The organism is Massilia sp. AB1 (assembly GCF_018119385.1).
GTDB lineage: Bacteria > Pseudomonadota > Gammaproteobacteria > Burkholderiales > Burkholderiaceae_D > Telluria.
In genome coordinates, this window is the sequence record NZ_JAGKSG010000010.1 from 115716 (window position 1) to 130570 (window position 14855).

The 14855-nt window shown below is 67.1% G+C and carries 8 protein-coding genes; all 8 read left to right on the forward strand.

The features are described from left to right. The first annotated feature begins 235 nt into the window (after window positions 1–235). The 8 genes from J8847_RS08615 to J8847_RS08650 all read left to right on the forward strand — a co-directional run bounded on the left by J8847_RS08615 (window position 236) and on the right by J8847_RS08650 (window position 14795). Entirely contained in the window at window positions 236–3340 is a 3105-nt protein-coding gene (locus J8847_RS08615) for a TonB-dependent receptor (RefSeq protein WP_211524277.1), read from the forward strand. Window positions 3341–3435: 95 nt separating this feature from the next. Next, window positions 3436–4956, forward strand: a complete 1521-nt coding sequence (locus tag J8847_RS08620) for a tryptophan halogenase family protein (RefSeq protein ID WP_211524278.1) — start codon at window positions 3436–3438, stop codon at window positions 4954–4956. Continuing rightward, a complete protein-coding gene (locus tag J8847_RS08625; protein ID WP_229512636.1) occupies window positions 4953–7679 on the forward strand; it encodes a glycoside hydrolase family 2 protein in 2727 nt (908 codons plus the stop codon). The genes J8847_RS08620 and J8847_RS08625 overlap by 4 nt, the downstream gene beginning before the upstream one ends. Window positions 7680–7911: 232 nt before the next feature. Then, window positions 7912–8898, forward strand: a complete 987-nt coding sequence (locus tag J8847_RS08630; RefSeq protein ID WP_211524280.1) for a LacI family DNA-binding transcriptional regulator — start codon at window positions 7912–7914, stop codon at window positions 8896–8898. Then, on the forward strand, window positions 8898–10133 hold the full coding sequence (locus J8847_RS08635) for an AGE family epimerase/isomerase (protein ID WP_229512638.1): 1236 nt from the start codon (window positions 8898–8900) through the stop codon (window positions 10131–10133). Before J8847_RS08630 ends, J8847_RS08635 begins: the two co-directional genes overlap by 1 nt. Beyond that, window positions 10126–11049, forward strand: coding sequence for a carbohydrate kinase (locus J8847_RS08640; protein WP_211524281.1), 924 nt, complete (start codon window positions 10126–10128; stop codon window positions 11047–11049). The genes J8847_RS08635 and J8847_RS08640 overlap by 8 nt, the downstream gene beginning before the upstream one ends. Next, the gene (locus tag J8847_RS08645; RefSeq protein WP_211524282.1) at window positions 11049–13460 is read left to right on the forward strand and encodes a GH92 family glycosyl hydrolase; all 2412 of its coding nucleotides are present in this window, start codon (window positions 11049–11051) and stop codon (window positions 13458–13460) included. Before J8847_RS08640 ends, J8847_RS08645 begins: the two co-directional genes overlap by 1 nt. A 33-nt stretch (window positions 13461–13493) precedes the next feature. Further along, a complete protein-coding gene (locus tag J8847_RS08650; protein ID WP_211524283.1) occupies window positions 13494–14795 on the forward strand; it encodes a sugar MFS transporter in 1302 nt (433 codons plus the stop codon). The last annotated feature ends 60 nt before the right edge of the window (window positions 14796–14855 follow it).

The following is a 14855-nucleotide window of genomic DNA, read 5'->3' on the forward strand; positions in this document are numbered from 1 at the left end:
AGGTGTCAGGAGTCGCCGGCAGGTCGTTTAGTAAATGTCGCCGCATCCGGACCCGTCGGCTTGCGCCAGAACCTCCCTGGTCGGCCGGCCATGCTTGACCAGGAACAGTTCCAAGGCGGTTGGTGCCGGCCATTCATGTCCCAATCCAGGGCTGCCACCGAGTGCGCTTTGGCGGAAGACCCTCTGTAGCGCCATAAAAGAGCCCATCCATAGGGCACGATAAGGAGATCTCAAAATGATGTTCAGGAAAGTTCTTGCTTCGCGCCAGGTCGTGCGCACCACGCCGATTGCCACGGCGGTTGCCCTGGCCCTGTTGAGCATGAGCGCCGCTCACGCGCAGACCACGCCCGCCGGCGAACAGACCGGGCAGACGGCCGACGCCGGCCAGCCGGCCCAGGTGGTCGTGACCGGCTACCGTTACGCGATCGAGAAGAGCCTCGACCAGAAGCGCAACGCCAATTCGATCGTCGAGGTGATCACCGCCGAAGACGTCGGTAAATTCCCAGACAAGAACGTCGCCGACGCGCTGCAGCGCGTGCCGGGCGTGGTCGTCACCCGCAGCGGCGGCGAGGGCAAGAACGTCAGCGTCCGCGGCCTGTCCTCGGAACTGACCCTGACCCAGCTGAACGGCAACTACGTCGCCACCGCCGAATCGAACGGCGATCCGACCCGTTCGTTCAACTACATGCTGATGCCCTCGAACATGCTGTCGAGCGCCGAGCTGTACAAGACCCCGGAAGCGCGCCTCGACGAAGGCGGCATCGGCGGCACCGTCATCCTGAAGACCCGCCGTCCGCTGGACGTGCCGTCGGGAAGCGGCTTCGTCAACGCCGAAGGCACCTGGGCCGACACCACCAAGAAGGCCGACGGCCAGTTCTCCGGCCAGTACGCCTGGCACGACGAAAGCAACCGCTTCGGCGTCCTGGTCGGCCTGACCCAGCAGAAGCGCACCACCCGCACCATGGGCGCCGACACCGAAAACTGGCAGTGGTATGGCGACAACTACCGCACCAACCCGGCCACCGACGTCAACGGCAAGGAATCGGACCTGACTTCCTACTGGTGGGGCCAGTCGGGCTTCTACGACCAGAACGGCAAGTACTACACGAACTTCATGATGCCGACCTCGGTCAACCTGAACGTCAAGGAAGAAGAGCGCGTGCGCAAGGGCGGCCAGCTGACCCTGCAGTTCAAGCCGATGCGCAACCTGAACCTGACCGCCAACTACTTCCGCTTCGACCTGAAGCAGAACTCGCAGACCAATACGCTCAAGGTCCCGGAATGGAACCTGGCGCGCTATGACGGCGACGGCAACTGGCCGGGCGGCCGCCTGCTGGACGGCCTGACCTTCGACCCGAGCGGCACCATCGTCACCGGCGCGCAATACAGCGTCCATCCGAACAAGACTTACTACTGCAGCGGCGAACAGGCGGCAGCGGGCGGCCTGACCAATACCGGCGGCTTCGGTCCGGACGACTGCACCATCCCGACCCCGCAGATCACCGGCAGCTACAACCGCGAGAAGGCGCGCTCGCAAGTCTTCGACTTCACCGCCGAATGGAAGGGCGAGTCGCTGGACGCGTCGTTCACCGCTGGCCGTACCTGGGCCACCGGCGGTCCGGAAATGCAGTTCGGTATGCCGATCAAGCCGCGCCGCCAGAACGCGGACGGCAGCTGGGCACTGGGCAACACCGCCAGCGCCTGGACCACCAACGGCACGCCGACCATGACCTTCGCGCCGCAGCTGATGACCAACCTGATGAACGGCATCGGCGAAATCGACCTGGGCTCGACCTCGTCCTCGTGGACCAAGAACAGCACCCAGCAGAAGTACGCCCAGGCCGACTTCGTCTGGCACACCGACAGCTCGTGGCTGGATTCGGTGCAGTTCGGCGCCAAGTACCGCGACGGCGGCACCAGCCGCAGCACCGGCAACAACTACTGGGTTTGCCAGGGCGCCGATCCGAGCGACTACGACAAGCGCTACCAGGCAGGCTGCGACCCGACCGCCAACCGCTTCCAGCCGTCCTTCCTGTACGGCGAATCGCTGGGCAACCTCACCGGCGGCATCAAGGCCAGCGCTTTCCCGGCGATTAACTACCCGGCCTACATCGCGCACCTGAACGCGACCTACGGCGACATGCAGACCCGTAACGAAGACAACTTCGTCTACCACGTCGACGAAAAGATCTCGGCGCTGTACTTCCAGGGTAACTTCAAGACCGACCGCATGCGCGGCAACCTGGGCGTGCGTTATGTGCGCACCAAGCAGCACGCGGATTCGACCGACCAGGTCGAGAGCTACAACGACTACTTCTACAACGTGAACGGCGCACCGGCGCCGTGCCAGGCGGGCGGCTTGCCGGCTGCCGGCGCACCGGCCGGTTCGGGCTGTACCAGCGGCTTCACCAGGCTGCCGGACAGCACCGCACGCGTGTCCTCGTTCGAAGTCAGCTCGCTGGACCGCACCTACAACGACGTGCTGCCTAGCCTGAACATCGCCTACGACCTGAGCGACACCCTGCTGGTGCGTGCCGCGGCCTCGAAAGTGGTGGCGCGCCCGAGCTACGGCGACATCGCCTTCCCGGGCGGCCTGAACTACTACAGCCAGGAATACGTCAACGACCGCCGCCTGATCGGTGGCGGCGACCAGCAGGGCTGGTTCGGTTCGGGCAGCAACAAGAACCTGGAAGCGTACAAGGCCACCCAGTACGACCTGGGCCTGGAATGGTACTTCGACCGCGGTTCGGTGCTCGGCGCCGGCGTGTTCCGCAAGAACGTCAGCAACTTCGCCGTGCCGGTCGTGATGGACATGAACATGACCATCGGCGGCGAGAACGTGACGGTGCAGAACTACTCGACCAGCGCCGGCGGCCGCGACGCGGTGTCGGAAGGCGTCGAACTGTACGCGCAGCACACCCTGGATTCCGGCCTCGGCTTCCAGTTCAACTACACGTACAACAAGACCAACCAGGCAGCCATCACCCTGGAAGACGGCACCGAGATCGGCAAGTCGCCGCTGGTCGGCAGCGCCAAGAACCAGCTCAACCTGACTGTGTTCTACGAGACCGACAAGTTCCTGGCGCGCGCGTCGTACAACCGCCGCGGCGAAGTGGTGAACGGCCTGGTCAACGGCTTGAACGTGTATCAGGAGCCGTTCAGCCAGGTCGACGTGAACTTCGCGTACAACTTCTCCAAGCAGCTCAGCCTGACCGCGTCGGTGCTGAACCTGACCGAGGAAGAAAGCCGTTCTCACCTGGGTAACGACACCAAGGCGCGCTTCTACTCCAACAGCTACGCCGGCCGTGTCGTGTACGCGGGCCTGAACTACAAGTTCTAAGCCTCCGTTCCTCCCCGGTCCTAAAAGGACCGGGGGGCCGTCTTCAAAGGCTTTGCCCGTTCCGCGGGCAAAGCCATCTTTCGTTGGGCGACGCAATGGATACGCAAAACCGGATCCGCAACATCACGGTCGTCGGTGGAGGCAGCGCGGGCTGGATGGCCGCCGCGGCCCTGGCCACCTACCTGGGCAAGGGCGCCTCGATCCGCCTGGTCGAGTCCGAGGAAATCGGCATCGTCGGGGTCGGCGAGGCCAGTGTCCCGCACATCAAGATGTTCAACGGGCAGTGGCTGGGCATCGACGAGGCGGAATTCGTCAAGCGTACCCAGGGCACGATCAAGCTCGGCATCGAATTCAACAACTGGAGCCGCATCGGCGACAGCTACATCCACGGTTTCGGGGCCATCGGCCGTTCGCTGGGACCGCTGCCTTTCCACCAGTTCTGGCTCAAGCTGCACCAGTCGGGCCGCGCGGGTCCGATCGGCGACTATTCGCCGCAGACCGTGATGGCGCCGCAAGGCAAGTTCGCCCCCGGCGACAGGAACGCTGCGCCGGGCTCGCCCCTGGCCGACATCGCCTACGCCTACCACTTCGACGCCACCCTGTACGCGCGCTACCTGCGCGAGCTGGCGGAGCAGCGCGGCGTGCGCCGCATCGAAGGCAAGATCGTCGGCGTGCAGCAGCGCGCCGGCGACGGCTTCATCGAATCGGTGACCCTGGAAAACGGGGAAAGCGTCGGCGGCGACCTGTTCATCGACTGCTCGGGCTTCCGCGGCCTGCTGATCGAACAGACCCTCAAGACCGGCTACGAAGACTGGTCGCACTGGCTGCCCTGCGACCGCGCGATGGCCGTGCCCAGCGAAGGCGTCGATCCGATCACCCCTTACACCCGTTCGACTGCGCTGGCGGCGGGCTGGCAATGGCGCATTCCGCTGCAGCACCGCGTCGGCAACGGCTATGTGTATTCCAGCCGCCATATCAGCGACGACGAAGCGGCGGCGACCCTGCTGGCCAACCTGGACGGCAAGGCGCTGGCCGAGCCGCGCTCCCTGCGCTTCACCACCGGCATGCGCAAGAAGTTCTGGAACAAGAATGTGGTGGCGCTAGGCCTCGCCAGCGGCTTCCTCGAGCCGCTCGAGTCCACCAGCATCTACCTGGCCCAGTCGGGCATCACCCGCCTGCTGGCGCTGTTCCCCCAGCGCGACTTCAGTCCGCTGCTGATCGAGCGCTTCAACCGCGAATCCGCCTTCGAATACGAACGGATCCGCGATTTCCTGATCCTCCACTACAACGCGACCGAGCGCGACGACACGCCGTTCTGGGACACCTGCCGCACGATGCCGATCCCGGACAGCCTGCGCGAGACGGTCGAGCTGTTCCGCGCCGACGGACGCTACTTCCGCAACGGCGAGGACTTCTTCGCGCTGCCCAGCTGGGTCCAGGTGATGCTGGGCCAGCGCATCGTCCCGCAGGGCTACCACCCGATCGTGGACGAGATGCCCGAGGACAGGCTGGTCGAGGTTGTCGAAGACTTGCGTGCGAACCTGAAGCAGGCCGTCGCCACCATGCCGACCCACCAGGAATGGATCAACCGATACTGGAAGGCTCCCGCACCATGAGCATGCAATCCCTGTTGCGCTTTTTCCTGGGACTCTGCGCCGCCCTGGCGGCGGGTGCGGCCATGGCGGCCGCGCCCGGGCAGTTCGTAATCGACAAGGGCTGGAGCTTCCGCCTCGCGCCCGGCAATGCGCAGCTGGATGCGCATCCGGAAGCGGCAGCCTGGCGCGCCGCGGCGGTGCCGGGCACCGTGCATGCCGACCTGTTCGCGAACAAGCTGATTCCCGATCCCTATGTCGGCGCGCCGGAGGCGGCCCTGCAGTGGATCGGCCTGGCCGACTGGGAATACCGCACCCGTTTCGACGCGCCGCGCAGCGCCTTGAGCGCCGCGCGCAGCGACCTGGTGTTCGAAGGGCTGGATACCTTCGCCGAGGTCTGGCTCAACGGCGAGAAGCTGCTCGACGCGAACAACGCCTTCCGCACCTGGCGCGTGCCGGTGCAGGGCAAGCTGCGCGCCAGGGACAATGAATTGCGCATCGTGCTGCGCTCGCCGATTGCGAAGCTGCTGCCGCAGGTGCAGGCGATGCCGAACAAGATCGCCGGCAACTATCCCTCGCCCTACGGCGACGAGCCGAAGGATGCGATGACCGGCAACTTCGCGCGCAAGCCGGGCTACCACTACGGCTGGGACTGGGGTCCGCGCTATGTCACCGCCGGCATCTGGAAGCCGGTCGTGCTGGAGAGCTGGGATGCGCTGCGCATCGACGACCTGCAGCTGCGCCAGGACCGCGTCGAGGAAGCGCGCGCCGACATCGCCGCCATCGTGACGGTGGACGCGGTGCGCGAGGGCGCGCAGGAAGTGCGCCTGTGGCAGACCGCGCCGGACGGCAAGCGCTCGCTGGCGGCCCAGCGCCGCGTCGAACTGCGCGCCGGCGCCAGCCGCATCGAACTGCCGGTGCGGATCGAGCGCCCGCAGCGCTGGTTCCCGGCCGGCTACGGCGCCCAGCCGCTGTACCGTTACGAGGTCGAGCTCGGCGGCGTCAAGGCCGGCGCGCGCACCGGCCTGCGCAAGGTCGAACTGCGCCGCGACGCCGACGACAAAGGCAAAAGCTTCTATTTCGCCGTGAATGGCATTCCCGTGTTTGCCAAGGGCGCGAACTCCATCCCCTTCGACATGTTCCAGCCGCGCGTGAGCAAGGCCAAGCTGCGCCGCGTGCTGGAATCGGCGCGCGACGCCAACATGAACATGGTGCGCAGCTGGGGCGGCGGCTATTACGAGAGCGACGAATTCTTCGACCTGGCCGACGAGCTGGGCCTGATGGTCTGGCAGGACTTCATGTTCGGCGGCGGCATGCAGCCGGCTTATGACGACGCCTTCCGCGCCAACGTGGTCGCGGAGGCGCGCGACCAGGTGCGCCGCCTGCGCAACCATCCGAGCATCGTCCTGTGGTGCGGCAACAACGAGGAAGAGATCGCGTGGAAGTACTGGGGCCACGGCAAGACGCTGAAGGAGGCCGATCCGGCCTTCGCCGACAAGGTGTGGAAGGGCTATGTGCAGCTGTTCGGCACGGACCTGCGCAAGGTGGTGGCGGAAGAGGGCGGCGGCATCGGCTACTGGTCCAGCTCCCCCGGCGACGACCTGGCGGAAGTGGCGAATACGCCCGCCAGCGGCGACATGCATTACTGGGAAGTGTGGGGCAACCCGGCGCATCCGCCCTCGAAGTACCTGGAGATCACGCCGCGCTTCATGTCCGAGTACGGCCTGCAGGCCTGGCCGGTGCAGCGCACCATCGACGCCTTCGCGAAGCGCAGCGAGCAGGGCATCGCCAGCCCGGTGATCGAGGCGCACCAGAAATTCCTGGCCGGGAAGGGCAATGAGCGGCTGATGAAGTACGTGGACTATGAATTCGGCGAGACCAGGGACTTCGCCGATTTCGTCTACCTGAGCCAGGCCGCCCAGGCCGAGGGCATCGAGCTGGCCGCGCTGCATCACCGCGCCAGCCGTCCGTTCACGATGGGGTCGCTCTACTGGCAGCTCAACGATGTGTGGCCGGGCGCGTCCTGGTCGAGCGTGGACTGGTTCGGGCGCTGGAAGGCGCTGCACTTCCATGCGCGCCGCTTCTACGCGCCGGTCGCGGTGGCCGCGCTGCGCACTCCCGAAGGCAGGACTGCGGTCAGCCTGCTGAACGACCGCACCCGGACGCTCAAGGGCGAGTTGCGCCTGCGGGTGATGAGCCTGGACGGCAAGCTGCTGCGCGACGAGCGCACGCCGGTCGAGCTGGCGCCGCTGTCGGCGGCCAGGGTGGCCGCCTACCAGGATGCCGAACTGCTGGGCCAGGCCGATCCGGCGGCCACGGTCGCCGTGTTCGAGCTGAAGGCCGAGGGCGAGCCGGCTTCGCGCCGCGTGGTGTATTTCAAGGCCGCCAAGGACCTGCGCTGGCCGGAGCCCGCGCTGCGCGCGAGCCTGCGCCGCGACGGCAAGGACTATGTGCTCGACCTGCAGGCCGCGACGCTCGCGCGCGGCGTGTGGGTGGATTTCGGCGACCTGGACGCCGAAGTCGCCGACAACGCCGTGACCCTGCTGCCGCAGGAGAAAGTATCGCTGCGCGTGTCGTCCAAGGCAGGCCTGGCGGCGCTGCGCAAGGCCTTGAAACTGCGCTCCGTGGCCGATCTGCTTGCCGCGCCGGCCAGCGCCAAAACTGCGTCCCGGGCCCTGCCGCCGGCCTGGCTGAGGCTGGATGCCCTGAGCGCCGGACGGCGCAGGGCAGGGGTGACGCCACCCTGAAAATCGCCGAAAAGGCGCGGGAGTCTGTTTAGTAAAACACGCGAAAATGCACCCTGTTTGCGTGCCTTTGGTTGACTCCCCCGAAACGCGACTGATATAAAACTCAGCTATCGTCAGCTATGAAGCAGGCGCAGCCCGGCACCAGCCGGCAAGCGCCGGAAAACGCCGCCAGACGCGTTTATTAAAACGGAACTTTGGAGACTCTCATGCACTTGATTTCGAGGGGGCAACCGTGAGCCAGGTCACCCTGCGCGACATCGCGGAAACCACCGGCCTGTCCATCGGCACGGTTTCGCGCGCACTGAAGAATCAGGCCGGCATGACCGAGGTCACCCGCGACAAGGTGCGCGACGCCGCCATCCGGCTGGGCTACGACTTCGGCCAGCTGAAAAAAGGCCGTATCCGCCGCATCGCCTTCCTGCTGCACAGCCAGCACAACACCCTGTCGTCCAGCCCCTTCTTCTCGCCGGTGCTGCATGGCGCCGAGGAAGCCTGCCGCCGCGAGGGCATCGCCCTGTCCTTCATCGCGGTGGGCCCGGCGGAGCCGGTGCTGGGCCAGATCCGCCTGCACCAGCCGGATGCGATCCTGTGCGCCGGCTTCTTCGAGCCGGAAGTCCTGAGCGCCCTGCAGCAGGTCGGCAAGCCGATGGTGCTGGTCGACATGCACCGCCGCGGCTTCACCTCGGTCAATCCCGACAACATGCGCGGCGGCTACCTCGCCACCCAGCACCTGCTGCGCTGCGGCCGCAAGCGCATCGCCATGCTGTCCGGCTCCCTGGCCCACTACAGTATCCAGCAGCGCAACCGCGGTTTCCGCCAGGCGCTGTTCGACGCCAAGGTCCACGCCGACCCGGACCTGGAAGTCATCGTCCCGACCATGGGCGATGGCGACGAAGCCGTGGCGGAAGCCATGCGCACCCTGCTCAGCCTGCCGAAGCGGGCCGATGCCGTGTTTTGCTACAACGACAGCACCGCGCTGGCGGCCATGAAGTACTGCCTGAACGAAGGCATGAAGATCCCCTACGACATCGCCATCGTGGGCTTCGACGACATCGCCGCCGCCTCCGCCGCCATCCCCCCGCTCAGCACGATCCGCGTGGACAAGGAAGCGCTGGGCCGCGCCGGGGTCGAACTGCTGCTCCAGAAACCCGAAGACAACCCCTCCCAAATCACCCTGCCAGTCGAGATGATCGTGCGCGAAAGCAGCTGCGACGACTAATGCACTTCACCCTGCCCAACATGAACAATTTCCCGAACTTCCGCAGCCCGGCCGTCCTGCTCGACCATGCGCACCGCACCATGCGCTTCTACCACCCGCGCGCGATCGACCCGGCCGGCGGCCTTTTCCATTATTTCAAGGATGACGGCGCGGTCTACGACGCCCAGCACCGCCACCTGGTGAGCAGCACGCGCTTCGTGTTCACCTATGCCATGGCCTACCGCCATTTCCAGGACCCGGCTTACCTGGAAGGCCTGAAGCACGCCCTGCGCTTCGTGCGCGATGCGCACCGCGCCCCCGACGGCAGCGGCTACGCCTGGATGCTGAATGGCGGCCAGATCGAAGACGGCACCAACCACGCCTATGGCCAGGCCTTCGTGCTGCTGGCCTACGCCCACGCCACCATGGCGGGCCTGGACGAGGCGCGTCCCTGGATCGAGGAAACCTTCAACCTGATGGAGCGCCGCTTCTGGGACGCCGAAGCCGGCCTGTATGCCGACGAGGCCAGCCAGGACTGGAGCGAGCGCTCGACCTACCGTGGCCAGAACGCCAACATGCACGCCTGCGAAGCGCTGCAGGCGGCCTGGCAGGCCACCGGCGAGCTGCGCTACCTGGAACGCGCCTACACCATCGCCTACAACATCACCCAGCGCCAGGCCGAGCGCTGCGGCGGCTTGATCTGGGAGCACTACGACGAGCAGTGGCGTCCCGACTGGCGCTTCAACTTCGACGATCCGGAAAACCTGTTCCGCCCCTGGGGCTACCAGCCGGGCCACTTCACCGAGTGGGCCAAGCTGCTGGTGCAGCTGGAAGAGCGCGGCGACGTCCTGGGGAAAGACTTGGGCTGGCTGCTGCCGACCGCGGAAAGGCTGTTCACGGTCGCGGTGGAGAAGGGCTGGGACCAGGAGAACGGCGGCCTGTGCTACTCGCTGGCGCCCGACCTGACGATCTGCGACTGGCACAAGTATTTCTGGGTCCAGGCCGAAAGCGCGGCGGCCGCCGCCATGCTGGCCGAGCGCACCGGCAAGGCCGAATACTGGGACTGGTACCAGCGCCTGTGGGAATACAGCTGGACCCATTTCGTCGATCACCACAACGGCGCCTGGTGGCGCATCCTGGACCGCCAGAACCGCAAGCTGAGCGACGAGAAGAGCCCGGCCGGCAAGGTCGACTACCACACCATGGGCGCGTGCTATGACATCGTGCGCGTGCTGAAGGAGCCGGGCCATGCGTGATGCGCCTTTGATGCTGTGCGCCGGCGAGGCGCTCACCGACATAATCGACCAGGGCGAGGAGCGCTGGGTCAGCCGCGTCGGCGGCTCCGTGTGGAACGTGGCGCGCGCCCTGGCCGTGCTGGGCGAACCGACCGCCTTCGCCGGCGCCATCAGCCGCGACCGCTTCGGCGACGCCCTGTGGCAGGCCAGCGAAGCCGTGGGCCTGGACACCCGCCTGCTGCAGCGCGTGGAGCGTTCGCCGCTGCTGGCGATCGTGGAAAAGTGCGAGCCGCCCCGCTATTTCTTCATCGGCGACGACAGCGCCGACCTGCATTTCGATCCGGCGGCATTCCCTGCCGGCTGGGCCGACGGGCTGCGCTGGGCGCACTTCGGCGGCATCAGCCTGGCCCGCGAACCGCTGGCCTCGACCCTGGTGGCCCTGGCCCAGCGCCTGAAGGAGCAGGGTGTGACGATCAGCTACGACCCGAACTATCGCAACCTGATGGAAGAGGGCTACGAGCCGACCCTGCGCCGCATGGCGGCGCTGGCGGACGTGATCAAGGTGTCCGACGACGACCTGCGCGGCCTGTTCCCTCGTGTCGAGCTGGACGTCGCGCTGGAGCGCGTGCGCGCCTTCAACCCGGCCGGCTATTGCCTGTTCACCCGCGGCGGCCAGGGCGCCAGCCTGTTCCACGGCGCCCAGCGCGCCGATGCGCGCGCCCCCAAAGTGGCCGTGGTGGACACGGTCGGCGCCGGCGACGCGAGCGTGGCCGGCCTGCTGCACAGCCTGGCGCGCCACCCCGGCCGTCCGCTGCAATCCCACCTGCACGCCGCACTGGCGGCCGGTTCCGCCGCCTGCCTGCAGGCCGGCGCCACCCCGCCGCAACCGGCGGCCATGCACCAATTGTTCGAACAGCTCGAAGGAGAGGGAACGTGATGAGTCGATTCCAAGTGGGGGCCCTGCTGGCGGCTCTCGTACTGCCCGTGGCCCTGCAGGCCGCGCCGGCGGATAACAGCATGCCGGTGAACACCTTCATCGGCACCCAGGACGAAGGCAACACCTTCCCCGGCGCCTCGGCTCCCTTCGGCATGATCCAGGTCGGCCCGATCACCGACCACTACGCCGGCTACCGCTACAGCGACAAGAAGATCCGCGGCTTCGGCCACTCCTTCCTGTCCGGCGCCGGCTGCTGGGAGCAGGGCGGCCAGCTGTCGGTGCTGCCGGTCACCGGCACCATCGGCCCGGGCGGCAACTTCGACACCAAGAAGCCGGACAGCTTCAACCACAAGACCTATGCCGCCGAGTACACCCATGAGGGCGAAGTCGGCCAGGCCGGCTACTACAAGGTCAAGCTGACCAGCTACGGCGGCATCACGGCCGAGGCGACCGCGCTGACCCGCGCCGCCGCCGAGCGCTACACCTTCGACGCGAAGGCCGGCGCCGGCCACGTGCTGCTCAACCTGGGCCAGGCCAACGAGCGCCATTCCGTGATCGGCAGCGAAGTGCGCGTGGTGGGCGACCGCGCCGTCGAAGGCCGCATCATCACCAGGAGCTTCTGTGGCGGCGCCAAGTACGCCACCTGGTTCCGCATGGAGTTCGACCGTCCCTTCGCCGCGCGCGGCATCTGGGACGACCGCGCCGGCTGGGCCAACGTGGACGGCCCCAGCCAGCAGGGCGAGGCCAAGCCGCACGGCGTCTGGCTGAGCTTCGACCTCAAGAACGGACAGTCCGTCACCGCCGTCAGCGCGATCTCGCACGTGGACGCGGAAGGCGCGCGCCTCAACCTGAAGGCGGAAGGCATGGAAGGCGGCAAGCCGATGAGCTTCGACGCCATGAAGGCCAAGGCGCAGGCCAACTGGCAGCGCGAACTGGGCAGCGTGCGCATCGAAGGCGGCAGCAATGACGACCGCACCGTGTTCTACACCGCGCTCTACCACGCGCTGCTGCAGCCGCTGACCGGCAACGACGCCGACGGCCGCTACCGCGGCTACGACGACGTGGTCCACACCGCCAAGGACTGGACCTATTACGAGTTCTTCTCGCTGTGGGACACCTACCGCGCCCAGAACCAGCTGCTGGCCCTGCTGCGTCCGCAGCGTGCGCGCGACATCGCCAACTCGGTGCTGAAGATCCGCGAGCAGAGCGGCTGGCTGCCGCGCTGGGGCTACGCCAACTTCGAAACCAACATCATGACCGGCGACCCGGTCACGCCTTTCCTGGTCGACCTGTGGCGCTTCGGCGCACTGAAGGGCCGCGAGCGCGAAGCCTACACGGCGCTGCGCGAGAACGCCTTCGGCGTGCCGGCCTTCGGCATCCGCCCGCAGGGCCGTTCGGGCAATCCGAGCTACCTGCGCCAGGGCTTCGTCCAGTATGACCGCGGCTTCATTTCCAAGGGCATGGACACCGACCCGCACCACGGCGCCTCGGCGACCCTGGAATACGCGCTGGCCGACAGCTCGCTGGCGACCATGGCCAAGGCCCTCGGCCACACCAAGGATGCCCAGGTGCTGGCGCAGCGCGCCCTGAACTGGAAGAAGGTCTGGGACCCGACCGTCGTCGACGAGCCGACCGGCCAGCGCGGCTTCCCGCGTCCGCGCCTGCTGGACGGCAGCTGGTTCGCCGACGTCGGCAGCGGCTTCGACCCGCGCGGCGACCATGGCTTCCACGAAGGCACCGCATGGCAGTACCAGTGGCTGGTGCCGCAGGACGTGCCGGGCCTGGCCGCGGCGATGGGCGGCACTTCCCAGGCGCTGCGCCGCCTGGACCAGTTCTTCGACTACGAGGCGCTGGTGGCCGATCCGGCCGCCGTTCGCAAGTCGTGGGTGGTGGGACCGTACAGCTACTACAGCCAGTTCCGCTACAACCCGAACAACGAACCCGACCTGCATTCGCCCTGGATGTACACCCTGATGGGCCAGCCGTGGAAGACCACCACCGTGCTGCGCGCGGCCGAGACCCTGTTCGGCAACGGCCCGAGCGGCGTGACCGGCAACGACGACCTGGGCACCATGTCGGCCTGGTACCTGTTCAGCGCGCTGGGCATTTATCCGGACGTCCCGGGCAGCGGCCGCTTCCTGCTGCATGCGCCGCGCTTCTCGCGCGCCGAGATCGACCTGGCGCCGGGCCGCGTCCTGCGCATCGAAGCGCCGGAAGCCAAGCCGGGTGAGCGCCGCTACGTGCAGTCGGTGAATTACGCAGGCCGCCCGGTCTCGCGCGTCTGGCTGGACTGGGAGCAGCTGCAGTCCGCCGGCACGATCAGCTACAAGCTGGCGCCACAGCCGGACACCGCGGGCTGGGGCACGCGCGCCGCCGACCTGCCGAAGGCCCCCGCAGGCCTGGCCCGCTAAGGCAACACATAAAAAATAGTTAGGAGACTCCACATGGAACACATTTCGCAGCCAGTGCGGCTGCAGCAAACGCAGGCGCAAGCCGGGAACACCGGCCCGCTGATCATCGTCACTCTCCTGTTCTTCATGTGGGGTCTGCTGACGGCGCTGAACGACGTCCTGATTCCGCACTTGAAGGAGCTGTACACGCTCAGCTACGTGCAGGCGATGCTGGTGCAGTTCTGCTTCTTCGGCGCCTACTTCCTGGTGTCGCTGCCGGCGGGCGCCCTGATCAAGAAGATCGGCTACCAGAACGGCGCCGTCGCCGGCCTGGTGATCGCGGCCATCGGCTGCGCGCTGTTCTACCCCGCCTCCCAGAGCGGCTACGGGCTGTTCCTGTTCGGCTTCTTCGTGCTGGCGGCCGGCATCACGGTGCTGCAGGTGGCGGCCAATCCCTACGTGACCGTGCTGGGCGACCCGCGCAACGCGTCGAGCCGCCTGAACCTGACCCAGGCTTTCAACTCGCTGGGCACCACGATCGCCCCGGCCCTCGGCGGCTTCCTGATCCTGTCGGGCAGCGTGCTGGGCGCGGCGGAACTGGCGCAGCTGCCGGCTGCCGAGCAGCTTGCCTACCGTGCGGCCCAGGCGGCCAGCGTCCAGGGACCTTACCTGGCCCTGGCCGGCGCGCTGCTGGTGCTGGCGCTGCTGTTCGCCTTCGCCCGCCTGCCGAAGATCGAGCACACCGACGACGCCACCGCCGCTACCGGCGCCGCCGCCAAGAGCTCGGTGCTGGCGCATCGCCACCTGGTGCTGGGCACCATCGGCATCTTCCTGTACGTCGGCGCCGAGGTCAGCATCGGCAGCTTCCTGATCAACTTTTTCGGCGAGCCGCAGATCGCGGGACTGAGCCATGCCGCCGCGGCCCACTACGTCAGCTATTACTGGGGCGGCGCCATGATCGGCCGCTTCATCGGCTTCGCGGTCATCCGCTACGTCAGCCCGGGCAAGGCGCTGGCCTTCAACTCCGCCGCCTCGATCGCGCTGGTAATGGTCGCCATCTTCGGCCAGGGCCAGGCCGCCATGTGGGCGATCATCGCGGTCGGCCTGTTCAACTCGATCATGTTCCCGACCATCTTCAGCATGGCCCTGTACCGCCTCGGTAAATTCACCGGCCAGGCTTCGGGCATCCTGTGCATGGCCATCGTCGGCGGCGCCGTGGTGCCCTTCGCCCAGGGCCTGCTGGCCGACACCATTGGCCTGCAATGGTCCTTCGTGGTGCCGGCGGCATGCTACGCCTTCATCCTGTACTTCGGCCTGAAGTACGCGGGCCTGTACCAGCAGGGCGAACACGCCTGATTGATCGGGGGGGGGGGGGGGGGGGGGGGGCGGGGGGGGCCGCGGAGGAAGAAAAAAAAA

Bases quoted from the DNA above. Each gene is read 5' to 3' on its own strand.
- J8847_RS08645 (WP_211524282.1), top strand. From the start codon at position 11,049: ATGAGTCGATTCCAAGTGGGGGCCCTGCTGGCGGCTCTCGTACTGCCC.
- J8847_RS08640 (WP_211524281.1), top strand. From the start codon at position 10,126: ATGCGTGATGCGCCTTTGATGCTGTGCGCCGGCGAGGCGCTCACCGAC.
- J8847_RS08650 (WP_211524283.1), top strand. From the start codon at position 13,494: ATGGAACACATTTCGCAGCCAGTGCGGCTGCAGCAAACGCAGGCGCAA.
- J8847_RS08620 (WP_211524278.1), top strand. From the start codon at position 3,436: ATGGATACGCAAAACCGGATCCGCAACATCACGGTCGTCGGTGGAGGC.
- J8847_RS08635 (WP_229512638.1), top strand. From the start codon at position 8,898: ATGCACTTCACCCTGCCCAACATGAACAATTTCCCGAACTTCCGCAGC.
- J8847_RS08625 (WP_229512636.1), top strand. From the start codon at position 4,953: ATGAGCATGCAATCCCTGTTGCGCTTTTTCCTGGGACTCTGCGCCGCC.
- J8847_RS08615 (WP_211524277.1), top strand. From the start codon at position 236: ATGATGTTCAGGAAAGTTCTTGCTTCGCGCCAGGTCGTGCGCACCACG.